Origin of the sequence: Rhodoferax sp. (assembly GCF_044236835.1) — a bacterium.
GTDB lineage: Bacteria > Pseudomonadota > Gammaproteobacteria > Burkholderiales > Burkholderiaceae_C > Allorhodoferax.
Genome location: NZ_JBIIGC010000009.1, coordinates 1 through 23932 on the forward strand (window position 1 = coordinate 1; position 23932 = coordinate 23932).

Genomic DNA, 23932 nt, shown 5'->3' on the forward strand with positions numbered 1-23932 from the left:
TGTCGGTTCCAACAGAAACGCTGATAAAGCGCCTGAACCCAGTCCTCATGGGCTGGGCTCAGTACCACCGGGGAACGGTTGCAAAGCAGACATTCAGCAAAGTCGATCACCAAATCTATTGGAGATTAATGCGCTGGGGTCTGCGCAGGCACCCCCGCAAGACGTCGGGCTGGGTGTACGAGCATTACTGGAAACAGTGTGGCTCACGCCGCCAGTTCGCGGGATTGCGGGACGACCCGTTTGGGAGTGACGAAAGAATACCGCTGCCGCTGTATTGCTTGGCGGACATGAAAATCGTTCGCCACGTCAAAGTGAAGGGGGACTACAACCCCTTCCATCCCGACTGGGAGGCCTACGGCGAGAAGCTGAGGGTGCAACGGATGGGTAACTCCATCTGGAGCGCACAAAGGGCCTCGCTGTGGTTCGACCAGGGTGGTGAGTGCGCTCACTGTGAGCAAGATATCGACATGGCTGATGAGAACATGGACGACCACCATATCGTCTATCGGCAGCTAGGCGGGAGCGATGCTCTCTCCAATCGGGTGCTGCTGCACCCGATTTGTCACAGGCGTGTCCACGCCCTAGGTTTGAAGGTTATCAAGCCGGTCCCAGCACGGGGACTTTAATCTGGTGAAGCGGTCGAGGGTTATGCAACCTGTTGACGCTGTGTAGCCGGTGGTCGTGCGTGAGCCGTATGCTGGGAAACTCGCATGTACGGTTCTTAGGGGGGGATATCATCGAAAGATGGTGTCCCTACCCTCCACTTCTGCCACCGCCCCCACCGCCAACGCTGGCGCAACCGTTCCGCTGCAGCAAGACGCCAAAGTGATCGGGCTGGTCGGCTTGGCGCACGCCAGTTCGCACTTTGGGCACCTGCTGCTGCCGCTGATGTTCCCGGTGTTCATGAAAGAGTTTGGCCTGAGCTATTCGGAGTTGGGCTTGCTGATGACCACTTTTTTTGTGGTCTCGGGCGTGGGACAGGCGTTTTCGGGCTTTGTAGTGGACCGACTGGGCGCGCGGCCCTTGTTGTTTTTGGCAGTGTCGGTGTTTGCCTTGGCCTGTGTTGCAGCGTCTTTGGTCACCGGCTACGCGGGCTTGCTGGCGGTGGCGGCGCTGGCCGGCATGGGTAACGCCACCTTTCATCCGGTGGACTTCACCATCCTCAACCAGCGGGTGTCAGGGCCGCGCTTGGGTTACGCCTTCAGCGCCCATGGACTCACCGGCAATTTGGGGTGGGCAGCGGCTCCGGTGTTTTTTGCCTCCTTCAGTTTGGCCTTCGGTTGGCGCACTGCCTACCTAGCGGCGGCCGTGGTGTACCTGCTGGTGCTGGCCGTGCTGGTGCTGCACCGCGACCAACTCAGCACCCAAGTGGCGCGGCGTGTACCCAGCGCCGCTGGTACCAACCCGGAGCACGACATGGCGTTCATGAAGCTGCCGGTGGTGTGGTGGTGTTTTGGTTTCTTTTTGCTCTCCACCATGACGCTGGCGGTGGTGCAAAGCTTTGCAGTCTCCATCCTCAAGGCCATGCACGGCGTGAGCTTTGAGGCTGCGACCCTCACCCTGACGGGCTACATGCTGTGCGGCGCGCTCGGCATGTTGATCGGTGGTTTTGTCGCGGCGCGGGTTGCCAACAGCGACAAGGTGGTTGCCTGGGCCATGTCGGCAGGCGCGGTGCTATTGGCCCTGTGCGGTGCAGGCGTGCTGGGTGCCAATGCGACCATGGTAGTCTTGGCCGCCACCGGCTTTGCAGTCGGCATTGGGGGCCCGTCGCGCGACATGATGATCAAAAAGGCCACTCCCAAGGGCGCCACCGGCCGGGTGTACGGGCTGGTCTATTCGGGGCTGGACACCGGCTTTGCGATATCGCCGCTGGTGTTCGGTGTGCTGATGGACCGGGGCTGGTACGGGGCGACTTTGCTGGGCGCGGCCCTGATACTGCTGCTGAGCGTGGTGGTTGCATTGGGCGTGGGGCAGCGTACCCGCGCTGCATGAATCGCAGCTCAGCGCCAAGGCAATGCGCTGCTGCCTAACTTGGCGCCTCGATCTGACGGATTGATCGCAGTAAGCACAGCTCCTTAGGTCGCAGCGCGACCTACTGCGCCAACCAACCCCCGTCCATATTCCATGCCGCACCGCGGATGTTGTCGGCCGCACTGGAGCACAAAAAGACTGCCAGGGCACCCAGCTCCTGCGGTGTGGTGAATTGCATCGACGGCTCTTTTTCGCCCAGCAGCCGCTTGGTGGCTTCTTCGTTGGAAATGCCCAGCGCCGCCGCTTTGGCGTCCACCTGTTTTTGTACCAGCGGGGTGAGCACCCAGCCGGGGCAGATGGCGTTGCAGGTCACGCCGCTGGTGGCGTTCTCCAAGGCGGTTACTTTGGTCAGGCCCACCACACCATGCTTGGCTGCCACATAGGCGGACTTTTCCGCCGAGCCCACCAAACCGTGGACTGACGCCACATTGATGATGCGGCCCCAGTTCTTGGCCTGCATCACGGGCAGGGCGGCGCGGGTGGCACGGAAGACGCTGGATAGGTTGATGGCGAGGATGGCGTCCCAGCGCTCGACCGGGAACTGCTCAATGCGGGCCACATGCTGGATGCCCGCGTTGTTCACCAGGATATCGACGCCTCCAAATTGGCTTTGTGCGTAGCGCACCATCTCCTCGATCTCGCCCGGCTTGGACATGTCGGCACCGTGGTAGTCCACCCGCACACCCAGCGCCGCGACCTCCGCCTTGGGTCCCTCTACGTCGCCAAAACCATTGAGCACGATGTCGGCACCCTGCGCGGCCAGTGCCTTGGCAATGCCCAGACCAATTCCGCTGGTGGAGCCAGTAACAAGCGCGGTTTTACCTTTGAGCATGGGAGGATCTTTCTAGGTGGGTGAGGGGTTGATTTACGATGCTGCCATTATCAAACACCCCCGCTTCACACAGCCCCAACGCCATGACCCAACCCACGCTGCATCACATTCCGTGCCCCGACACTGGCACGGGCCATCGCATGGCGTACTGGTCGTGGGGCGACGCGCAGGCCGAGCACACGGTGGTGTGCGTGCATGGGCTCACCCGACAGGGGCGTGACTTCGATGTGTTGGCCCAGTCGCTGCTAGCGCGCGCAGGTGGTGCGTTGCATGTGGTTTGCCCCGACGTGGTGGGGCGTGGCCAGAGCGATTGGCTGGTCGACCCCCAGGGCTACCAAGTGCCCGCTTATGCGGCAGACATGCTGGCGCTGCTGGCGCATCTCAAGCCACGAACGCTGGACTGGGTGGGCACCAGCATGGGCGGCTTGATTGGCATGGCGGTGGCCGCCCACGCCAAAGCCGTCGGCGCGAGCGTGCGGCGGCTGGTGCTAAACGATGTAGGACCTGTCATTGAATGGCAATCCCTGGTACGCATCGGCAGCTACTTGGGCCGCACCATGGCGTTTGATTCCCTGCAGGCCGCAGCCGACGCCATGTGGTCGGTGTCCACTGGCTTTGGACCCCATACGCCGCAGCAGTGGCTGGCCTTGTCGACCCACATGGTCAAACCCCGCGCCGACGGTGCACCTGGCGTGGTGCTGCACTACGACCCGGCGATTGCGCTGCCGTTCAAGGCCGTCACCCAAGAGGCTGCGGCCCAAGGCGAGGCCTTGCTGTGGCAGGTGTACGACAGCATCACGGCGCAAACCCTGCTGCTGCGCGGCGCGCAGTCCGATTTGCTCTCCGTGCAGACTGCGCAGCTGATGTGCCAGCGTGGACCGAAAGCGCGTTTGGTGGAGTTTGCCGGCGTCGGTCATGCGCCCACGCTGATCGCCGACGACCAGCAGCAGGTGGTGCTGGACTTTCTGCTTCCCTGAGGCGCGCAGCGTGGTCGCTAGCACCCTTACATGAAGCGTAACCCCGCTGAGCAGGCCCGTGGCCTTCCTTCCGATTGGGTCGCCGCGACCAGCCAAGGCCCAGCGGAGCCGGCCGACGCCTTGGAACGGGCGCGCGCGTTCGCAGAACCCCTGCTCGCCAGCGAAACACTCGACACCGGTGAAAACGTGCTGGCCCATGCCGATGCGGTGGCCGACATCCTGCGCGGCATCGGCGGCTCACAGGCCATGCAGGCCGCAAGCTACCTGGTCTACGCCTGCGAGCACTTGAACCGACCGCAAGAGGTCATCGCCAAGGCCTTTGGCGAGAGCTTTGCCAACTTGGCGCTGGAGACCACCAAGCTGGTGCGGGTGCAGCGCATGGCCCGGCTGGCGCAAAACGCCGCCAGCCACGCCGGTTTACCCGCGCCGATGGCGCAGACCGCAGCGGCGCAGACCGAGAGCGTGCGCAAGATGCTGCTGGCCTTTTCACGCGACCTGCGGGTGGTGTTGCTGCGCTTGGCGTCGCGCTTGCAAACCTTGCGCCACTTCGCGGCCACCAAGTTGCCAGTGCCTGTTGGCTTGGCCAGCGAGTCGCTGCAGGTGTTTGCTCCGCTGGCCAACCGGCTGGGCATTTGGGAGGTCAAGTGGGAACTCGAGGACTTGTCCTTTCGCTTTCTGGAGCCCGACACCTACCGCCAGGTTGCCGTTTTGTTGGACGAAAAGCGCGCCGAGCGCGAGGCCTCGGTCGAGGCGCTGCGCAGCCAACTGGCCGATGAGCTGGCGGCGCAGGGCATTGCGGCCACCGTGCAGGGGCGACCCAAGCATATCTACAGCATCGTCAAAAAAATGCGCGGCAAGTCACTGGGCTTTGACCAGGTCTACGACATCCGTGCGCTGCGCATCGTGGTGCCCAGCGTGTCCGATTGCTATGCGGCATTGAGTTGGGTACACAGCCGCTTCGCCCCCATCACCGCCGAGTTTGATGACTACATCGCCCGCCCCAAAGGCAACGGCTACCAGTCGTTGCACACGGTGGTGCGTGACGCGCAGGCACAAGCCATTGAAGTGCAGGTGCGCACCCAAGCCATGCACGCCCATGCCGAGCACGGTGTGGCTGCGCACTGGGCTTACAAAGAAGCTGGCACCAAGGGCTACGCGGGCGTGTCGGCCACGGGCGAATACGACGCCAAGATTGCGGTGTTGCGCCAGCTGCTCGCCTGGGAGCGCGACCTCTCGCGCGGCGACGGTTCGGACGGCGAGGGCAGTGCGCCCGCGTCCGGGGAGGGTGTGCTGGACGACCGTATTTATGTGCTCACCCCCGACGCGGCCATCGTGGACCTGCCGCACGGCGCTACGCCGGTGGACTTTGCTTACAGCGTCCATACCACCCTGGGGCACCGTTGCCGCGGCGCCAAGGTGGACGGCGCGATGGTGCCGCTGAACACGCCACTCAAAAACGGCCAGACGGTGGAGGTGACGGCGGTGAAGGAGGGCGGGCCCTCGCGCGATTGGCTCAACCCCGACTTGGGCTACCTGGTGAGTCATCGCGCGCGTGCCAAGGTGCGCGCCTGGTTCAATGCGCTGGCCATGGGCGAGACCGTCTCCAAGGGCCGCGACGCGGTCGAAAAGCTGCTGCAGCGCGAGGGCAAGACGGCCATCAAGCTCGACGATTTGGCGGCCCAGCTCGGCTTTGATTCAGCCGACGATTTGTTTGAGGTGGTGGGCAAGGACGAGTTCTCCTTGCGCAGTATCGAGATGGTGTTGCGCCCGCCCGAGCCTGTGCCGGCGGAAGGTGACGCGGTGCTGCTCAAAAAGCCACGCGCGCCGGGTTCGTCGGGTAAGGCGGGGGTGCTGGTGGTGGGCATCGACTCGCTGATGACACAGCTGGCCAAGTGCTGCAAACCCGCCCCGCCTGACTTGATTGCCGGTTTTGTGACGCGGGGCAAGGGCGTCAGCGTGCACCGGGCCGACTGCTCCAACCTGCGAAACATGGTGCAGCGCAGCGGCGAGCGCTGCATCGACGTGGCCTGGGGCAACGCCGCCGGTGACAGCGCCAGCGTCTACCCCGTGGATGTGGCGGTGGAGGCTGTCGACCGCCAGGGCCTGCTGCGCGACATCTCCGAGGTGTTCGCCAAGGAAAAAATGAATGTGATTGGCGTGCAGACGCAGTCGGTGAGGGGGATTGCGTGGATGACGTTCACTGTCGAAGTGTCCGACTCGGGCAGGTTGTCCAAAGTGTTAACGACGGTGAGCGAGCTGGGCGGGGTGCGCCAAGCCCGCCGGCGTTAGGCGCGGCATCCGCATCCGCGCCCAGTTTGCGAAACCCTCGCGCTACCGTTGCGTTGCCGCTGAAGCGTGCGGTGCCTATTGCGTACCAAAAATCCGGTCCCCCGCATCGCCCAAGCCCGGCAGGATGTAGCCGTGGTCGTTGAGCTCGCGGTCGATCGCGGCGGTGAAGATCGGCACATCCGGGTGCGCCTGGTACATGGTGTTGATGCCCTCGGGGCAGGTCAGCAGGCACAGGAATTTGATCGACTTGGGCCGGCACGCCTTGAGCCGGGTGACCGCAGCCGCCGCCGAGTTGCCGGTGGCCAGCATCGGGTCGACCACCACGATGTCGCGCTCTTCCATGTTTTTGGGCATCTTGAAGTAGTACTCCACCGCTTGCAGGGTCTTCGGGTCGCGGTACAGCCCGATGTGGCCGACCCGTGCGCCCGGCACCACCGACAGCACGCCATCCAAGATGCCGTTGCCCGCCCGCAAGATGCTGACGAACACCAGCTTCTTGCCGTCGATCATCTGGCCGGTCATGGTCTCCAGCGGCGTTTCGATTTGCACGTCTTGCAGCGCCATGTCGCGGCACACTTCATACGCCATCAGGCTGCTGAGCTCGCCCAGCAAGCGGCGAAAACTGTTGGTGCTGGCCTCCTTGTTGCGCATCAAGGTCAGTTTGTGCTGCACCAAGGGGTGGGAGATGAGGTGCACGTTGGCGCGTGCGGCGCTGTTGATGGGGATCATGGATGCAGGCTTTCGTGGGGGTGGTGTGCAAAAAGATGGCCCGGGGCGGCCCAGACGCCAAACTCTACCGCAAGCCAGCCGCTTTCTCGGGCAGTGGTCCGTGGTCAGGCGACTTCGCTGCGGCAACGACGCAGCCGCCTGTGCAACGCAACCCCAAGGCTGCACGTTGGCAGCACTGCCCCAAGGTGGCGTCGCCAGCGCCGCTGCGGGGCCTAGCGCCGGGAGCCGCCAAAGATGCCGCCCAGCACACCCCGAATGATCTGGCGGCCCACTTCGCGCCCGATGGCGCTGGCGGCACTCTTCATGAGCTGCTCGCCGACGCTTGCGCGCTTGCGCCCGGTGCCACCGCCGAGCAGATCACCCAAGCCATCGAGCACACCGCGCTGGTCCGTGCCCTGATCGGTCGGCTGCTCGCGGCCTGGGGTGGCGCTGGGGGTGCGGCCCGACGGCGCCGGGGCAGGCGCGGCACCGCGCAGCGCCTCGTAGGCGGAAGCCCGGTCGAGCGCCTGTTCGTACACCCCTGCGACCATGGACTGGGCAAGAAGCTCTTGGCGCTGGGCTGCCGTGATGGGGCCAATCTGGCTGGCGGGCGGCAACACGTACACGCGCTCGGTGAGGGTGGGGCGGCCCTTGTCGTCCAGCAGGCTGACCAGGGCCTCGCCCACGCCCAGCTCGGTGATGGCCGTAGCCACGTCCAGTCCGGGGTTGGCCCGCATGGTCTCGGCCGCCGCCTTGACCGCCTTTTGGTCGCGCGGGGTGAAGGCGCGCAGCGCGTGCTGCACCCGGTTGCCAAGCTGGGCCAACACGGTGTCGGGGATGTCCAAAGGATTTTGGGTGACAAAAAAAATGCCCACCCCTTTGGAGCGCACCAGTCGCACCACCAGCTCGATGCGCTCCACCAGCACCTTGGGCGCGTCATTGAAGAGCAGATGGGCTTCGTCAAAAAAGAACACCAGCTTGGGCTTTTCTAGGTCGCCCACTTCGGGCAGGGTTTCAAACAGCTCGCTGAGCATCCAGAGCAAAAAAGTGGCGTACAGGCGCGGCGCGTTCATCAGTGCGTCGGCAGCCAGCACGTTGATGACGCCCTTGGCTTGGCCGTTGGCGCCGGGGTAGCGGCTGTCGGTTTGCATGAAGTCGGCGATGTTGAGCATCGGTTCGCCAAAAAAGCGGTCACCGCCTTGGCTTTCGATCTGCATCAGGCCGCGCTGGATGGCGCCGATGCTGGCGGCGCTGATGTTGCCGTACTCGGTGGTGTAGCTCGACGCGTTGTCGCCCACATGCTGGCACATGGCGCGCAGGTCCTTCATGTCCAGGAGCATCAATCCATCGTCATCGGCGATCTTGAACACCAGTTGCAGCACACCCGCCTGGGTTTCGTTGAGGTTGAGCATGCGCGACAGCAGCAAGGGCCCCAAGTCGCTCACCGTGGCGCGCACCGGGTGGCCTTGCTGGCCAAACACATCCCACACCGTGGTGGGAAAGGCAGAGAACGCCGGTGTGGGCAGCCCCCGCTCTGTGATCACCTTGCCCAGTTTGTCGCCCAAGGCGCCAGGCTGCGACAGCCCGGTCAGGTCGCCTTTGATGTCAGCCAAGAACACTGGCACGCCCAGGTTGGAAAAACCCTCAGCCAAGCTTTGCAGCGTGATGGTTTTGCCGGTGCCAGTGGCGCCGGTGATCAGCCCGTGGCGGTTGGCCTTGTCTGGGCGCAAAAAACACTGGATGCCTTGCCCGCCTGCGGTGCGCTGGGCGATGAGGATGCCCTCGTCCTGAATCGATGCCATGGGACTCCCGAAAAGTACAATCCTGCCGCTAAGTTAACCAATTTTAGAGGGCAGCACGTGGCAGGACACAGCAAATGGGCGAACATCCAGCACCGCAAAGGGCGCCAGGACGAGAAGCGCGGAAAGATCTGGACCCGCATCGTGCGCGAAATAACGGTAGCGGCCCGCGCAGGCGGCGCCGACCTCAGCGCCAACCCCCGTTTGCGCTTGGCCGTTGAGAAGGCCAAGGCCGCCAACATGCCCGCAGACCGGGTTAAGTACAACATCGACAAGGCCACCGGCAACGCCGAAGGCGTGAGCTACGAAGAGATCCGTTACGAGGGCTATGGCATCGGCGGCGCGGCCATCATCATCGACACCATGACCGATAACCGAGTGCGCACTGTGGCAGAGGTGCGCCACGCTTTGAGCAAGTACGGCGGCAACATGGGCACGGAAGGGTCGGTGGCCTTCCAGTTCAAGCACTGCGGCCAGCTGGTGTACGCACCCGGTACCAGCGAAGACAAGGTCATGGAGCTGGCTTTGGAAGCCGGTGCCGACGACGTGGTGACCGACGAGGACGGCGCCATTGAAGTCCTGACCGCGCCCGCTGACTTCGAGGCAGTCAAAGCCGCTCTGGAGGCTGCTGGTTTGCACGCCGAGATCGCTGGCGTGACCATGCGGGCCGAAAACACCATTGAACTCAGTGGCGACGACGCGCTGCGCATGCAAAAGCTGCTCGACGTCATCGAAGACCTGGACGACACCCAGGACGTTTACCACAACGCTGCCCTGTAGAAAGCCGACATGAATATTTTGGTTGTAGGCGGCGGCGGGCGTGAACATGCTTTGGCGTGGAAACTGGCCCAGTCGCCCAAGGTGCAAATGGTGTACGTGGCGCCTGGCAACGGCGGCACCGCGCTGGACGCGCGCCTGAAGAACTTGCCCATCACCGACCTCGTGGAGCTGCGCCACTGGGCGCAAAACAACAAGATCGGCCTGACCGTGGTTGGCCCCGAGGGGCCCCTGGCGGCGGGCATCGTTGACGAGTTCCGTGCCCACGGCTTGCGCATCTTTGGCCCCACCCAGGCGGCGGCGCAGTTGGAGAGTTCCAAGGCTTTTTCCAAGGCCTTTATGCAGCGCCACGGCATCCCCACCGCGGCTTTCGCGACGTTTTCTGACGCGCAAGCTGCCCATGCCTATGTGCAAGAACGCGGTGCCCCCATTGTGGTGAAAGCCGACGGCTTGGCAGCAGGCAAGGGCGTGGTGGTGGCCGCCAGCTTGGAAGAGGCGCACGCGGCGATCGACTTCATGCTGCAAAACAACGCTGCCGACGTGGTGCACAACGCCGGCGGTGCGCGCGTAGTCATTGAGGAGTTTTTGGAAGGCGAAGAGGCCAGCTTCATCGTTCTATGCGATGGCAAGAATGTGCTCCCGCTGGCGACTAGTCAAGACCACAAACGCCTGGGTGACGGCGACCGCGGCCCCAACACCGGCGGCATGGGCGCGTACTCCCCGGCACCCATCGTGACGCCCGAAATCCACGCCCGCGCGATGCGCGAGGTGATCTTGCCCACCATCCGGGGCATGGACAAAGACGGCATGGGCTACACCGGTTTTCTCTACGCCGGCTTGATGATCGACGCCCAGGGCCAGCCCAAGACGCTGGAATTCAACTGCCGCATGGGCGACCCAGAGACCCAGCCCATCCTGATGCGGCTCAAGACCGATTTGCTCGAAGTGCTTTTGGCTGCCACCGCGCCTGGTCCGCACGGCAAGCTTGATGAGATCGAACTTCAGTGGGACCGGCGCACCGCCTTGGGCGTGGTGTTGGCCGCAGCCGGTTACCCGGCCCAGCCGCGCAAGGGCGACGCCATCACCGGACTGCCAGCGGATGCCGACGATGCGGTGGTGTTCCATGCGGCAAGCGCGCAGCGCGACGGGCAGTTGGTGACATCTGGGGGGCGTGTGCTGTGCGTGACCGCTCTGGCCGATGGTGTGCGCCAAGCCCAGCAGCGCGCCTACCAGGTGGTGCAGGGTATCCATTTCGATGGCTTGCAATACCGCACCGACATCGGCCACCGGGCGCTCAAGGGCTGAGCCGCCCACCTTCTACCGACCGAATCCATGACTCCATACGCCACCCCAAGCCACGTTCGCAGCTACCTGCTGGACTTGCAAAGCCGCCTCACGGGTGCCATTGCCAAGATCGACGGCGGCACCTTTTTGGTGGACGCCTGGGAGAAGCCGCCTGGCGAGATGCTCCAGGGCAATGGCATCACCCAGATTCTGGAAGACGGCGCGGTGTTTGAGCGCGCTGGTTGCGGCTTCTCGCATGTGCGTGGCCCCAAGCTGCCGCCCAGCGCAACCCAACACCGACCCGAGCTTGCGGGTGCGCCCTTCGAGGCCATGGGCGTCTCTCTGGTGTTCCATCCCCGCAACCCTTATGCGCCCACGGTGCACATGAACGTGCGCATGCTGGCCGCCAAGGCGCCGGATGGCCGCGAAGTGTGTTGGTTTGGCGGCGGCATGGATCTCACACCCATCTACGGTTTTGAGGAGGACGCGGCGCATTTCCACCGCACCTGCCGCGATGCGTTGAGCGAATTCGGCGACGACAAGTACCCGCGCTTCAAAACCTGGTGCGACGAATACTTTTTTCTCAAGCACCGCAACGAGCCGCGTGGCATTGGCGGCGTGTTTTTTGACGATTTTTCCGAGCTGGGCCAAGACCGCAGCTTTGCCATGCTGCAGGCGGTGGGCGACGCCTTTTTGACGGCCTACCTGCCGATCGTGGAGCGCCGCAAAGACACGCCGTACACCGAGCGCGAGCGCAACTTTCAGCTCTACCGCCGTGGCCGCTATGTGGAGTTCAACTTGGTGTGGGACCGCGGCACCCACTTTGGACTGCAGTCCGGCGGGCGCACCGAGTCGATTTTGCTGTCCATGCCGCCGTACGCCAGTTGGTCCTACCAAAACGTGCCCGCCGCGGGCACGCCCGAGGCTGCGCTGTACGAGCGTTTTTTGGTGCGCCGGGATTGGGTGTGAATGCCCTGGCACCGCAGCGCGCGGTGCCGCGCATTGGCGTTTTTGGCGGTGCCTTCGATCCGCCACACCGCGCCCACGTGGCCTTGGCGTGTGCGGCAGTGCAACAGCTCAGCCTAGACAGCCTGCGGGTGGTGCCCACCGGCTTGGCCTGGCACAAGGCGCGTGCGCTCAGCGATGCTCAGCACCGCCTGGCCATGTGCGCACTTGCGTTTGCCGAGGTTCCCAACGTGCAGGTCGATGACCGCGAGACCCGCCGCACAGGCCCCAGTTACACCGCGGATACGCTGTTGGAGATTCAAGCCGAGAATCCCCACGCCCACCTGTACCTGCTGATTGGCCAAGACCAGGCCCTGGCCTTGCCGAGGTGGCAGCGTTGGGATGAGGTGGTACGCACCGCTACAATTTGCGTCGCTTCGCGCCCCGGTTCATCGCACGGATACCCGGGGTCTGCCGAGTCCACAAGCGACAGCCGGTTGGCCGATTTGGAATCGCTTTCGATTCCAGATTGCATCCAGATCGACCTGCCCCCTATGGAATTGAGCGCAACCGAAGTGCGCCACCATGCTGGGATGCACCACCCCATCACGCAGTGGGTGTCCGAACCAGTTGCGCGTTATATTGAAAACCACCACCTTTACCAAGCTGACCGATGACCACTTCCCCTGTTGCCAAAAAAGACATCCAAAAACTGCAGCGCGCCATCGTCGACGGGCTGGAAAACGTGAAGGCGGTGGACGTGGTGGTGTTTGACACCGAGCACCTGTCGGCCTTGTTCGAGCGGGTCATCATCGCTTCGGGAAGCTCCAACCGGCAAACCAAGGCCTTGGCCTCCAGCGTGCGTGACGCGGTCCGTGAAGCCGGTTTTCCCAAGCCGCGCATGGAGGGCGAGGGCAATGGCGAGTGGATCATTGTGGATTGCGCCCAGGCGGTGGTCCACATCATGCAGCCCAACTTCCGCCAGTACTACCACCTTGAAGAGCTGTGGGGCGAGCGCCCAGTGCGCCTCAAGCTCGGTGCGGCCAAGCCAGTAGTGCCGGCCAAGGCGGCCGCGGTGGGCACCAAAGAGAAAGCCCCCACCACGCTTAAGCGCGCCAGCGCCGCCAAGAAAGGCGTGGCCGAGGCGTTCCCGTCCAAGGCGCAGGTCAAGAAAAACATGGCCGCTAAGTCGGCTGCCACCGGTTCTGCGGGAGCAAAGCCCGCCACAGCAAAGTCCGCGAGTCCGAAAGCACCAGCGGCCAAGACGGCTGTCACAAAGTCCGCACCCGCCAAGTCCGTGCCGTCCAAGCGGGTAGCAACGCAAGCGGCTCCGTCGCGCATTGCCAAGCCATCTGCGGCTGCGCCCAAGAAGACTGCGACGCAACCCGCTACCAAGCCTGCAATGAAAAGCGCGCCTGCCAAGAAGGCGACCGCTCGCAAAGCCTGAAGTCGCTTGTGCGCCTGTGCATTGTTGCGGTAGGCCAGCGGGTGCCCGACTGGGCCCAGACGGCGTGGGACGATTACGCCAAGCGCTTCCCGCACGAGATCAAGATCGACCTCAAGGCGGTCAAAACCGAAACCCGTGGTTCCAAAACCTTGGACACGATCTATGCCGCCGAGCGCGCGCGCATCGAGGCCGCCATTCCGAAAGGCAGCCGTATCGTGGCTTTGGATGAGCGCGGGACCAGCCTGACCACCATGGCGTTGGCCGGTCGACTCAGTGATTGGCAGCTAGGTGGCGGCGACGTGGCCTTGGTGATCGGCGGCCCCGACGGCTTGGAACCGGCCTTTCGCCAAGCGGCCCACGAGCGCATCCGCTTGTCCGACTTGACCTTGCCCCACGCGTTCGCGCGGGTGCTGCTGATTGAGCAGCTCTACCGCGCCTGGTCGATCCAGGCCAAACATCCTTACCACCGCGAGTAGCCCCTGCATGCCCGCCTTCATTTACCTTGCATCGCAAAGTCCCAGGCGCAGCCAGCTGCTGACCCAGTTGGGCGTTGCGCACGAGTTGTTGGTGGCCGACCCCGAAGAGAATGCCGAGGCATTGGAAGAACCGCTGCCCAAGGAGGCACCCGCAGCCTATGTGCGCCGGGTCACCGACTTGAAACTGCAAGCCGCGTTGCGGCGCAGGGTGCAACGCGGCTTGCCCCCAGCGCCCGTGCTGTGTGCCGACACCACTGTGGCCCTGGGGCGCACCTTGTATGGCAAACCACAAGACGCTGCCGACGCCGCGCGCATGCTGGGCCAGCTTGCAGGCGCCACCCACCGGGTGCTGACGGCGGTGGCTCTGGCGTTGGAAGAGCAACACTGGCGCGCGCTGTGCGAATCCCGAGTCACGTTTGCGCCCATGGATGCGGCCCAGATTGACGCGTATGTTGCCAGTGGCGAGCCGATGGGCAAGGCCGGTGCCTATGCGGTGCAAGGGGCTGCTGCTGCCTTCATCACCCGCATGTCCGGTAGTTACACTGGGATCATGGGTTTGCCCTTGTTCGAAACCGCCACGCTGCTTGCGCAACTGGACCTGGCACGATGCACCAAGACATCCTGATCAACTGGTCGCCGCAGGAGACGCGGGTTGCGATCGTCGAGAACGGCGCTGTGCAGGAGTTGCACGTGGAGCGCACGCTGGAGCGAGGCTTGGTTGGCAACGTGTATTTGGGTAAGGTGGTGCGGGTGCTGCCCGGCATGCAGTCGGCCTTTGTGGACATTGGTTTGGAGCGCGCAGCCTTCCTGCATGTGGCCGATGTCTGGCACCCGCCCCAAGAGGGCGAAACCATTAGCGCTGCCAAGGCTGCGCATGCAATGGTGCCGATTGAGAAGCAGGTGTTCGAGGGTCAGGCGTTGATGGTGCAGGTCATCAAAGACCCGATAGGTACCAAGGGCGCGCGGTTGTCCACGCAAGTAAGCATCGCGGGGCGCTTGCTGGTGTTTTTGCCGCAAGACGACCACATGGGCGTGTCGCAGCGGATTCCCGCTGCACAGCGCGAGAGCTTGCGCTCCCGCTTGCTGGAGCTGGCTGGGTCGGCAGGTGGCGGATTCATTTTGCGCACCAATGGCGAGGATGCCAGCGATGCCGAGCTGGCCGAAGACATTGCCTACCTGCGCAAGGCTTGGGCCCGTGTCAAGTCCGCGTCTACGCGGCTGCCTCCCATGAGCTTGCTGCACCAAGACCTGAGTTTGCTGCAGCGGGTGTTGCGCGATCTGGTGGTGGAAACCACTCAGACCATTCGCGTCGACTCGCGCGAGCAATTCGACGCGCTGTTGGCGTTTGGCCAAGAGTTCATGCCTTTGGCTGCGGGCAAATTGCAGCACTACAAGGGCGAGCGGCCGATTTTTGATCTGTACGCGATCGACGAAGAAATTGCCAAAGCGCTGGCACGCCGCGTCGACCTCAAGTCTGGTGGCTACCTGATCGTGGACCAGACCGAGGCGCTGACCACGGTGGACGTCAATACCGGTGCCTACGTGGGCGCGCGCAATTTCGACGACACGATTTTCAAGACGAACCTGGAGGCGGCTCAGGCCATTGCGCGGCAACTGCGCCTGCGCAACCTGGGCGGCATCATCATCGTCGACTTCATTGACATGGCGCGCGAGGACCACCGCGATGCGGTGCTGGCCGAATTCAGAAAGCAGCTCGCGCGCGACCGAGTCAAGACCATGGCCGGCACCTTCTCGCAGCTGGGTCTGGTAGAGATGACGCGCAAGCGCACCCGCGAGTCGTTGGCCCACATGCTGTGCGAGCCCTGTGCCGTGTGCGATGGCAAAGGCGTGGTCAAGACCGCGCGCAGCGTGGCCTATGACATCCTGCGCGAGATACTGCGGGAAGCGCGCCAGTTCAATCCCCGAGAGTTCCGCATCGTGGCTTCGCCCAAGGTGGTGGAACTTTTTCTGGACGAAGAAAGCCAGCACCTTGCAGGCTTGAGCGAGTTCATTGGAAAGCCGGTGTCATTGCAAAGCGAGGCTGCCATGGCCCAGGAGCAATACGACATCGTGCTGCTGTAGCCCATGTTCGCTGGAAAACGCCTGCGCATTGCGGTGCTCAGTCGCCATTTCGTTCGCACCGGCGGCGGGGCGGAGCGTTATGCGATCGCTTTGGTGGAGCAAATCGCAGCGCAGCACGAGGTGCATGTCTTCGCACAACACATCGACCACCAATGGCAGGGCGTGACTTACCACCGCCTTGGCTTCCATCTGCATCGGCCCCGTTGGATCAACCAGCTGGGTTTTTCCCTTGCCACATGGTGGGCGACCCGCAAAGGCTTTGATGTCGTGCACTCGCACGAGAACGTGTGGCACGGCAATCTGCAAACCGTGCATGTGCTGCCGGTGCGGCACAGCCTTTTCTTCGGCAAGGCTGGGCTGGCGCTGGCCAAGTCGTACCTCAGGGTGGCCACGAGTCTGCGTTTGATGAGTTATCTGTGGCTGGAGAAATGCCGCTTCAACCCGATCCCAGGGCGTCGGGTGGTGGCGGTGTCCGAGGCACTGCGGCAATCCATGCTGCAGGCCTTTCCCGGCGTGCGCCCAGCCCTGGACGTGGTGACGCCCGGTGTGGCGCTGCCATCAGCGGCAACCACGCCCGAAGTGCGTCTGGCCGCGCGCCAGCGCTTGGGCTTGCCGGATCAGGGCAGCTGCCTTTTGTTTGTGGGCAACGACATTCGCAAAAAGGGCCTGCCTACGCTGCTGCAAGCCCTGGCGAAGTTGCCGGCAACGGTGTCGCTGGCGGTGGTCAGCCGGGCGGGGCAGCGTGAGGCCGTGGCGGCACTGGCCAGCGCCTCAGGTGTAGCGCAGCGGGTGTTTTTCCTGGGGTCGCAGCAGGACATGCAAGCCGCGTACTGCGCCTGCGACATCCTGGTCCACCCCACCTTGCAGGACGCCTACGGTATGGTGGTGCTGGAGGCATTTGCTTACGGTCTGCCGGTGGTGGTCAGTGCACTGCCGTACTGCGGGATTGCATCGGACCTCAGGCACCTGCAACATGCGTGGCTGCTGGGCCAACCCGGTGATGCGCTGGCGCTGCAGGATGCGGTGGCCACCTTGCTGGCAGACCCTGCACTGGCGCAGCAGCTTGGGCAACAGGGGGCAGCCTTTGCCCGAGCCCACGCCTGGCCCCAAGTCGCACGGCACCACCAACAGATTTTCGAGGCCATCGTCGCGGAGTCCGACCCGTGAAAGCCATACCGATCCTGATGTACCACCAGATCGAAGTCGCAGCGCCCAAGGGCAGTGCGATGCGGGGCCTGGTGGTGGCACCTCGCACTTTCTTTTGGCATATGGCCGTGCTATGGGCCTTGGGCTACCGTGGTCTGTCCATGGGTGAATTGGAGCCCTACCTACAAGGTACGCGACGCGGTCGGGTGTTTGGCATCACGTTCGATGACGGCTACGCCAACAACCTGGAGCATGCCCTGCCGGTGCTGCGGCGATTTGGATTCACATCGACCTGTTATGTGGTGGCTGATTTGGTGGGCCAGCACAACCGCTGGGATGCCGTTTTGGGAGTGGCGCCCGCCCGCTTGATGGACGCCACGCAACTGCAGCAGTGGATCGATGGCGGCCAAGAGGTGGGCTCGCACACGCTGACCCATGCCCACCTGCCCGAGCTCTCCAGCGCGCAACAGCTGCAGGAAATTGCTGTTTCCAAAACCCACTTGGAGTCTGTACTGCGCCAAGCAGGCGGCGTGCGGCACTTTTGTTACCCGTATGGCGAATACACCGCAGACACACTGCAGGCGGTACGTACCAGTGGCTACGCAGGTGCCACCACCACCGAGCGAGGCAGGGCCTGGATATCGCCCTCCATTGGCATGTGGGACCTGCCGCGCGTCTTGGTCAGCCGAACGACCACCGTGCTGCATTTGCTGCTCAAGTGTTTCACCCGCTACGAGGACCGCAGGCGCAGCGCTGCCCGCTGCGCACCGCCGGGCAACCAGCCTTGAACCCCAAGAACATCCTGCTAATCAAGTCGCACAGCATGGGCATCGGCGACCTGTTGCGCAGCTCCGCAGCGTGGGCGGTGCTGCACGCGCGCTGGCCGGGGGTGAAGCTGCACTTGCTGATGTTGAGCAAGCATGCGGGCTACCCCTCGGAGGCCTTCATTCGGGGCCACCACCTGCTGGCAAGTGCGCACTTTGTGACCGTCAAGACCGGCGATCCGGGTAGCGGCCCGCAGCGCAGTTTGCCTCTGTCGGCGGTCTGCGCTGCAACTGCGCAGGCACTGCAGGGTCTGAATATCGATTGGGTGATTGACTTCGAATCCAGTGGCATCAAGACCGCGTGGCTCACCCGCTGGATTGCCAAGCGCAAGGGCGCGCGTTCGGTGGGTATTGCGCAGTTCCCGCTGCGGCGGCTTTTCTACGATTTAGCAGCGCCTTCCACCCACCGTTACCGCGCTCTGCATGGGCTGGAACGGCAGATGGATTACACCGAGCGAGACTTTGTCGTGTTGGCCGCACTGGGCCTGGCCCGTGGTGGCCAGCGCATCCTGTTGCATAGCGGCCCCGAGGGCCGCGCTTGGCGTAACGCCCACCCGATTGCGCGGCCCGGCAGGAAAGCCGTGGTGCTCAACATTGGGTGCGGAACGGCGGATGCGTTGGTCAAGCGCCCACAACTCTCGGCGCTGGTGGACTGCTGCGTGGCCTTGTATGCGCTGGAGCCGTTTGATTTGCACCTGTCCGGAGCTGCCTTCGAAGGCGCAGTGAACACGGAGTTCGCCGTGCTGTTTACCCAAGCCTTGCGGCAAGCCGGCCACGCCGTGGGGCCACCGTCGGGTTGCGAGGTGGCGGATTGGTCGGGCACGCTGTCCCTGGACGCTCTTACAGGCCTATTGCAGCAGGCGGATTTGGTGGTCTCTAGCGACTCAGGCCCGTACCACATGGCTGTGGGCCTGGGCGTGCCGACCTTGTGCTGGTTTAACTTTGCGACGCCGCCGTCCTACCACCACGCCGAGGACATGGCCTGTATGGTGCTTCCGCAACCGGCCGAGTTCGCTGCCACTGCACTGCGTCTGCTGCGGCATGCGCCGCGTGCGCTGTGAGCGCAAAAACAGCGCAAAACTAGGTTGATCTCGGAGTGAACGTGGCGCGGGTGCTACTTGCATCACGCGTGGCTGAGTCGTATGAAGTCCTCATACGCCCCGCCTTGGGCGATCAAGGCATCGTGGTTGCCGCTTTGCAAGATGCGGCCGTGCTGTAAGACGTGAATGGTGTCGGCATCGCGAATAGTGCTCAGCCGGTGGGCGATCGCGATGGTGGTGCGCCCCGCCATCGCGGTGCGCAGCGCGGCCTGCACCAAGCTGTCGGTATCGGTGTCCAGCGCCGAGGTGGCCTCGTCCAGAATCAAAATGGGCGCGTCTTTGTAGATCGCCCTGGCGATGGCCAGGCGCTGGCGCTCACCACCCGACAGCAAGCTGGCGTTGTGGCCCAGCACCGTGTCCATGCCCTGTGGCAATGCTGCAACGCGCTCGGAGAGGTTGGCCGCTACCAATGCAGCGTGGGCACGTTCACGGTCCAGAGGCTGGCCCAAGGCTACGTTGTGCAGCACCGTGTCGTTGAGCATCACCACGTTTTGGCCTACCAGCGCAAACTGCTGGCGCAGGCAGTACACATCCCATTCGCGCAGGTCAACGCCGTCAAGCAAGACCTGGCCCTCGGTGCAATCAACAAACCGCGGTAGCAGGTTCGCCAGGGTGGTTTTGCCGGAGCCCGACAGCCCCACGAGGGCGACGAACTGCCCCGGCGCAATGGTTAGGTGGATGCTGCTGAGTGCGTTGCTGGTGGCTTCGGGGTAGCGCACACCCACACCCTGGAAGGTGATGTGGCCGTCGCAATGCGGTTTGCAAAAGCTGCCGCCTCGCTCAGGCACGACGCTCTCGACCAAGGCGATGGCACGCTCGGCTGCGACCACGCCACGGGTGATGGTGCTGGAGACCTCCGAGAGGTGTTTGATCGGTGCAATCAGCATCAGCATGGCAGTCACGAATGCCACAAAACCGCCTGCCGAGAGCGCGCTGGACTGGCTTTGCACAATGGCCACGGTGATGACCGCCGAGAGCGCGATCGAGCCGAAAAAGTTGGTGATGGGCGCCACCGCCGAGCCCGCGATGGCGGATTTCATGGCCAGCTTTTGCAGCAGGCTGTTGACGATGTGGAAGCGCTCTTGTTGCTGGGCCTGTGCGTGCTGGATGCGGATTTCCTTGTGGGCCAGCACGTTCTCTTCCACCACATAAGCCAGCTTATCGATGGTGGCTTGCGAGGCTTTGGTGAGGCTGTAGAGGCGTTTGGCCAGCAAGCGCATGGCCCACGCAACCATCGGGAAGATGACCAACACGATCAGGGTGAGTTGCCAGTTCAGGTACAGCAAATAGCACACCAAGGCCAGCAGCGAGAGGCTGTCCTTGACGACCGTGGTGATGGACTGCAGCAGCAGCACTGCACCGTTGGTGGCTTCGAAAACAATGGTGTTGGCCAGTGCAGTGGCGGGTTGTTTGCGGTACAGGTCGAGTTCGGCAACGCTGATGCAGTCAAACATCTTTTTTCGCAGGCTGTGCAAACTGGTTTGGGCGATCTTGGCAAGCGCCACATCCGACAAGAAGGACGCACTTGAGCGCAGGGTGAACAGGGCAATCACCGCGACTGGAATCATCCACAGGTCCAGCGTTTGGGATTGGAAACCGTCGTCCAGAAGTGGCTTGAGCAGCGCGGGTATGGTGGGTTCCAGCGCGGACCCCACTACCACCGAGAGTGCCAGCACCCACCAAGCCAGCCGCGGTTGGGTGAAGTAGCCCATCACACGGCGCAGCCTCTTGAGCACGCCCATGCTGGCCAATGCGTCGTCAGTGAGTTTTTGCATCGTTTGGAGCTGGTGGGTAAAGGGCAGATGGCGGTGGGTGCTTGTGCATGGCTAGCAGGATGCCCAAGCCCACACAGAAAAAGTCGCCCATGCCTATGCCGTAGATCATTGAGTTGAACATGCCAGAGATTGCCAAGGCCAGCGCGATGGCTTGCAAGGTGTGTGCATCGCGCGGTTCCATCCGCGTGGAATACGCCCATAGCGACCAAAACACCGCCAACAAAAGCGCCAGACCGAGCAGCCCGCCTTCAACGGCCCACAGCAGGAAGAGTTGGTGCGGGTTGTCAGCGGTGGGTTGGGGCACGTTCTGCCCGCCGATTCGCAGGTATTCGTGGTTCCAGCTGCCCGCGCCCGAGCCCAGCAACGGCCGCTGCGCAATGGCTTGCACCGACGCACCCCAAAACGCCAGGCGCTCGCCCGATGAGGAGTTGGTGGCGCCGGTCTGGGCGTAGGCCTGTACTTCGTGCACGACCAGCACCATGCGGTTTCTGAAATGGTCGGATGCTCCCGCCAGCACAGCAAATGCCACAAAAGGCACGGCGAGCGTGGTCCAGCGCCAACGGCGTGGCACCGCATGCAGACACGCCAAACTCACCAGCCCCAAGGCAACCAGGTGGCCGCTTCGGCCTTGCAAAAAGCCTAGTGTCAGCAACAGAGTAGCAAGCGCGAGCACCACGGCAATCCAGCGTCCGCGCAGACCGAAGATGACATCGCGTTGGAACCACAGTATTGCGGCCAGAACGGACTGCGAGATGGACTGCTCCAAGTAGCTGCCAAACACCGCATACGTGGTGTCTGCGCCATTGGCCGTGACCCATGGCGCACGCACGCCGACCACCAGCAGCCAGGCGCTGAGCACCACAAACACCTGTCCCAGCGTGAATGCACGCAGCACCACCAAGCCGCGATCGCTGGTGGCAATCAGGTAGCAGACCACCGGGATGGTCAGCAGCCGCGCATGCCGCGTCCACGCCAGCCACGCGGATTCGATGGGCACCGTAGACCAGAGGGCACTGAGAGCCATATAGGCGCAGGCCAGCAAGACCATGATGGTCACGGGCCGCAGCGCCGAATCGCGCTGGTCCGCTGCGCTGCGCCAAGACGCCGTTGCGCGCTGCGCCCACCACAACAGGTACGCCAGGGCCAGCAGGTATAGCACCAACCGGCCGATGGCCGCCACCGCCGTGCCCAGGCTGGGCGACACCGCGACAAAACACAGCAACCACAGGCTCGCGGTGGCGAATCGGTCGTGGGTGCGGTGTTCGCCTTGGGACTGGAACATGTAAGGATTTGGATTGTGGACCGGCGCGACTTGGGGCCTGCGCCGCTATGCTAACGTCCGTCTTTTCATCTGACGGCCGCCTACCTTGAGCCAGCTAAGTGTAATCATCATCACCCTCAACGAGGCCGGCAACATCGGTGCGTGTCTGGACTCGGTTGCCTTCGCGGACGAGGTGATCGTGGTGGATTCAGGCAGCAGCGATGCGACGGTTGCGATCGCCCAAGCCAAAGGCGCGCGGGTGACCGTCACTACCGACTGGCCCGGATTCGGCCCACAAAAAAGCAGGGCGCTGGCACTAGCCACCAAACCTTGGGTGCTCTCCTTGGACGCCGATGAGCGGGTGCCCGAATCACTAGCGCGAGAAATCCAAGTGGCCATGGCCCGTGAGGACGCTGCGGCGTACGCGATACCCCGGTTGACCCAGTTTTGTGGCGAATGGATTCGTCACTGCGGCTGGACCCCGGACTATGTGCTGCGCTTGTTTCGCCGGGACGCCGCACGCTTCAGCGCCGATCTGGTGCACGAGCAGGTGCTGGTGGATGCGGGTGGCACGCAGCGCCTTGGATCTTCGCTTTTGCACTACAGCTACCCCACGCCGCAAACCTACTGGCGCAAACTGGAACAATACAGCCGGGCCTGGGCGCTGCAACGCCACCGGCAGGGGCAGCAAACATCGATGGCCCGCGCGGTGTTCTCGGGCCTGTTTGCCTTTGTGCGCTCTTATGTGGCGCGCTTGGGTTTTTTGGATGGTGCGATGGGCTTTGCGGTCTGTGTCATGCAGGCCCAGGCGGCGTACGGAAAGTACTTCGAGTTGTACTGTTTGAATCGACAACATGAACGCAAGACTGCTTAACGTTTTTGGCCGAGGCCTGTTGGGGCGCAGCCTATTTGCCTGCCTAATTTGGCTGCTTGTCGGCCCCGCTGTGGCGCAGTTTCGGGTCGAAGTGACCGGGGTCGGTATGACCCAGTTGCCCATCGTGGTGCAGGCGTTTAGGGGCGAGGACACCAGCCCGCAAAAGATATCGTCCATCGTTTTGGCGGACTTGGAGCGCAGCGGCCAGTTTCGCGGCGTGGACCCTGGTGCCGCAGCAGGCGACGAGTTGAGTCGCCCGGACTTCTCCGTCTGGCGCCAAAAGAATGCCGACGCCTTGGTGACCGGCAGCGTTACCCGCTTGGCGGATGGCCGTTACGACGTGCGCGTGCGCTTATGGGATGTGGTGCGCGGCCAGGACCAGGGTGGTCAAAGCCACGCGGTAGTGACCGGCGATTTGCGCTTGGCAGCCCACCGCATAGCCGATTTCGTGTACGAAAAATTGACAGGCGACCGCGGCGTGTTTTCCACCCGGGTGGCCTATGTAACCAAGAATGGCAACGCGTTCAATCTGTGGGTCGCGGATGCTGATGGAGAAAATCCGCAAAGCGCCCTTAACAGCCCTGAGCCCATTATTTCTCCGGCCTGGTCGCCCAACGGCGCGCAGTTGGCCTACGTCTCATTCGAGGCGCGCAAGCCGACCATCTATGTCCACGAAGTGGCCTCCGGTAAGCGCCGTCTGGTCGCCAACTTCAAGGGCTCCAATAGCGCACCAGCCTGGTCGTCGGACGGTCGCTTCCTGGCAGTGACCCTCAGCCGGGACGGCGGCTCGCAGCTCTACATGCTCGATGCGCAGACGCCCGGCGCCGAACCACGGCGCTTGATCCAATCCTCCTCCATCGATACTGAGCCCGTGTTCGCGCCCGACGGCAAGACCATTTACTTTGTCAGCGACCGGGGTGGCTCGCCCCAGATCTACCGTGTTCCGGTCGCGGGCGGCAACCCAGAACGGGTGACCTTCACCGGCAGCTACAACATCTCGCCGGACCTCAGCCCCGATGGCCGCTGGATGGCGTACATCTCGCGGGTTAATGGCGCGTTTCGGCTGCACCTGATGGATCTCAGCAGTGGTGCCACCACGGCGCTGACCGATTCCAACGCCGACGAGAGCCCCAGCTTTTCACCCAATAGCCGGCTTGTGATTTACGCCACGCAGTTGCAAGGCCGAGAGGCCTTGATGACCACCACCCTGGATGGGAAGGTCAAGGCCCGCCTGGCCGGTCAAAATGGCGATATTCGGGAGCCGGACTGGGGCCCCTTCTTGAAGTAAGCAAAGTAACACTGGAG

General features: G+C 63.4%; 22 protein-coding genes. 17 read left to right on the forward strand and 5 right to left on the reverse strand.

From position 1 onward, the window contains the following. Positions 1-626 (forward strand): group II intron maturase-specific domain-containing protein (locus ACILRC_RS07770; RefSeq protein ID WP_395668792.1); only part of this gene is annotated, 626 nt, incomplete at its 5' end. A 118-nt stretch (positions 627-744) separates the two neighbouring features. Further along, a complete protein-coding gene (locus ACILRC_RS07775; RefSeq protein ID WP_395668793.1) occupies positions 745-1992 on the forward strand; it encodes an MFS transporter in 1248 nt (415 codons plus the stop codon). A gap of 100 nt (positions 1993-2092) precedes the next feature. Here ACILRC_RS07775 and ACILRC_RS07780 read toward each other — a convergent pair whose 3' ends face one another. After that, positions 2093-2863, reverse strand: a complete 771-nt coding sequence (locus tag ACILRC_RS07780) for a 3-hydroxybutyrate dehydrogenase (protein WP_395668794.1) — start codon at positions 2861-2863, stop codon at positions 2093-2095. 83 nt (positions 2864-2946) lie between these two features. Here ACILRC_RS07780 and ACILRC_RS07785 point away from each other — a divergent pair, with 83 nt between their 5' ends. Next, complete coding sequence (locus tag ACILRC_RS07785; RefSeq protein WP_395668795.1) at positions 2947-3840, forward strand: alpha/beta fold hydrolase; 894 nt, start codon at positions 2947-2949, stop codon at positions 3838-3840. A gap of 30 nt (positions 3841-3870) precedes the next feature. Next, the gene (locus ACILRC_RS07790; RefSeq protein ID WP_395668796.1) at positions 3871-6129 is read left to right on the forward strand and encodes a RelA/SpoT family protein; all 2259 of its coding nucleotides are present in this window, start codon (positions 3871-3873) and stop codon (positions 6127-6129) included. Positions 6130-6204: 75 nt separating this feature from the next. Here the strand turns inward: ACILRC_RS07790 and upp are convergent, their stop codons facing one another. Next, positions 6205-6858 (reverse strand): uracil phosphoribosyltransferase, encoded by a 654-nt coding sequence (upp, locus tag ACILRC_RS07795; RefSeq protein WP_395668797.1) that lies wholly within the window; start codon positions 6856-6858, stop codon positions 6205-6207. 212 nt (positions 6859-7070) lie between these two features. Next, on the reverse strand, positions 7071-8639 hold the full coding sequence (locus tag ACILRC_RS07800; protein ID WP_395668798.1) for a helicase HerA-like domain-containing protein: 1569 nt from the start codon (positions 8637-8639) through the stop codon (positions 7071-7073). Positions 8640-8696: 57 nt separating this feature from the next. On the opposite strand from ACILRC_RS07800, the gene ACILRC_RS07805 reads away from it, so the two are divergent. From ACILRC_RS07805 to ACILRC_RS07855, 11 genes are read left to right on the forward strand one after another with little or no spacing between them, the layout of a single operon-like run. Then, on the forward strand, positions 8697-9416 hold the full coding sequence (locus tag ACILRC_RS07805) for a YebC/PmpR family DNA-binding transcriptional regulator (RefSeq protein ID WP_395668799.1): 720 nt from the start codon (positions 8697-8699) through the stop codon (positions 9414-9416). Positions 9417-9425: 9 nt separating this feature from the next. Then, positions 9426-10718, forward strand: coding sequence for a phosphoribosylamine--glycine ligase (gene purD / locus ACILRC_RS07810; protein ID WP_395668800.1), 1293 nt, complete (start codon positions 9426-9428; stop codon positions 10716-10718). A 27-nt stretch (positions 10719-10745) separates the two neighbouring features. Then, positions 10746-11666: an oxygen-dependent coproporphyrinogen oxidase gene (hemF, locus tag ACILRC_RS07815; RefSeq protein WP_395668801.1), complete on the forward strand. Its 921-nt coding sequence runs from the start codon at positions 10746-10748 to the stop codon at positions 11664-11666. After that, positions 11663-12319, forward strand: coding sequence for a nicotinate (nicotinamide) nucleotide adenylyltransferase (gene nadD / locus ACILRC_RS07820; protein ID WP_395668802.1), 657 nt, complete (start codon positions 11663-11665; stop codon positions 12317-12319). The genes hemF and nadD overlap by 4 nt, the downstream gene beginning before the upstream one ends. Continuing rightward, positions 12316-13089: a ribosome silencing factor gene (rsfS, locus tag ACILRC_RS07825; RefSeq protein ID WP_395668803.1), complete on the forward strand. Its 774-nt coding sequence runs from the start codon at positions 12316-12318 to the stop codon at positions 13087-13089. Before nadD ends, rsfS begins: the two co-directional genes overlap by 4 nt. An 8-nt stretch (positions 13090-13097) precedes the next feature. Further along, positions 13098-13565 (forward strand): 23S rRNA (pseudouridine(1915)-N(3))-methyltransferase RlmH, encoded by a 468-nt coding sequence (rlmH, locus tag ACILRC_RS07830; RefSeq protein ID WP_395668804.1) that lies wholly within the window; start codon positions 13098-13100, stop codon positions 13563-13565. Between the two features lie 7 nt (positions 13566-13572). Further along, the gene (locus ACILRC_RS07835) at positions 13573-14190 is read left to right on the forward strand and encodes a Maf family protein (RefSeq protein WP_395668805.1); all 618 of its coding nucleotides are present in this window, start codon (positions 13573-13575) and stop codon (positions 14188-14190) included. Further along, positions 14172-15647: a ribonuclease G gene (gene rng, locus ACILRC_RS07840; RefSeq protein WP_395668806.1), complete on the forward strand. Its 1476-nt coding sequence runs from the start codon at positions 14172-14174 to the stop codon at positions 15645-15647. The genes ACILRC_RS07835 and rng overlap by 19 nt, the downstream gene beginning before the upstream one ends. 3 nt (positions 15648-15650) lie before the next feature. Then, the gene (locus tag ACILRC_RS07845) at positions 15651-16814 is read left to right on the forward strand and encodes a glycosyltransferase family 4 protein (protein ID WP_395668807.1); all 1164 of its coding nucleotides are present in this window, start codon (positions 15651-15653) and stop codon (positions 16812-16814) included. Then, a complete protein-coding gene (locus tag ACILRC_RS07850; protein WP_395668808.1) occupies positions 16811-17581 on the forward strand; it encodes a polysaccharide deacetylase family protein in 771 nt (256 codons plus the stop codon). Before ACILRC_RS07845 ends, ACILRC_RS07850 begins: the two co-directional genes overlap by 4 nt. Beyond that, positions 17578-18678: a glycosyltransferase family 9 protein gene (locus ACILRC_RS07855; protein ID WP_395668809.1), complete on the forward strand. Its 1101-nt coding sequence runs from the start codon at positions 17578-17580 to the stop codon at positions 18676-18678. Before ACILRC_RS07850 ends, ACILRC_RS07855 begins: the two co-directional genes overlap by 4 nt. A gap of 62 nt (positions 18679-18740) precedes the next feature. Here the strand turns inward: ACILRC_RS07855 and ACILRC_RS07860 are convergent, their stop codons facing one another. Next, positions 18741-20492 carry an ABC transporter transmembrane domain-containing protein gene (locus ACILRC_RS07860; RefSeq protein ID WP_395668810.1) on the reverse strand — a complete coding sequence of 584 codons (1752 nt, stop codon included), beginning with the start codon at positions 20490-20492 and terminating at the stop codon, positions 18741-18743. Further along, positions 20476-21774: an O-antigen ligase family protein gene (locus ACILRC_RS07865; RefSeq protein WP_395668811.1), complete on the reverse strand. Its 1299-nt coding sequence runs from the start codon at positions 21772-21774 to the stop codon at positions 20476-20478. The genes ACILRC_RS07860 and ACILRC_RS07865 overlap by 17 nt, the downstream gene beginning before the upstream one ends. An 85-nt stretch (positions 21775-21859) precedes the next feature. On the opposite strand from ACILRC_RS07865, the gene ACILRC_RS07870 reads away from it, so the two are divergent. Then, positions 21860-22627 carry a glycosyltransferase family 2 protein gene (locus ACILRC_RS07870; protein ID WP_395668812.1) on the forward strand — a complete coding sequence of 256 codons (768 nt, stop codon included), beginning with the start codon at positions 21860-21862 and terminating at the stop codon, positions 22625-22627. After that, positions 22608-23915: a Tol-Pal system beta propeller repeat protein TolB gene (tolB, locus tag ACILRC_RS07875; RefSeq protein WP_395668813.1), complete on the forward strand. Its 1308-nt coding sequence runs from the start codon at positions 22608-22610 to the stop codon at positions 23913-23915. Before ACILRC_RS07870 ends, tolB begins: the two co-directional genes overlap by 20 nt. Positions 23916-23932 lie beyond the last annotated feature (17 nt).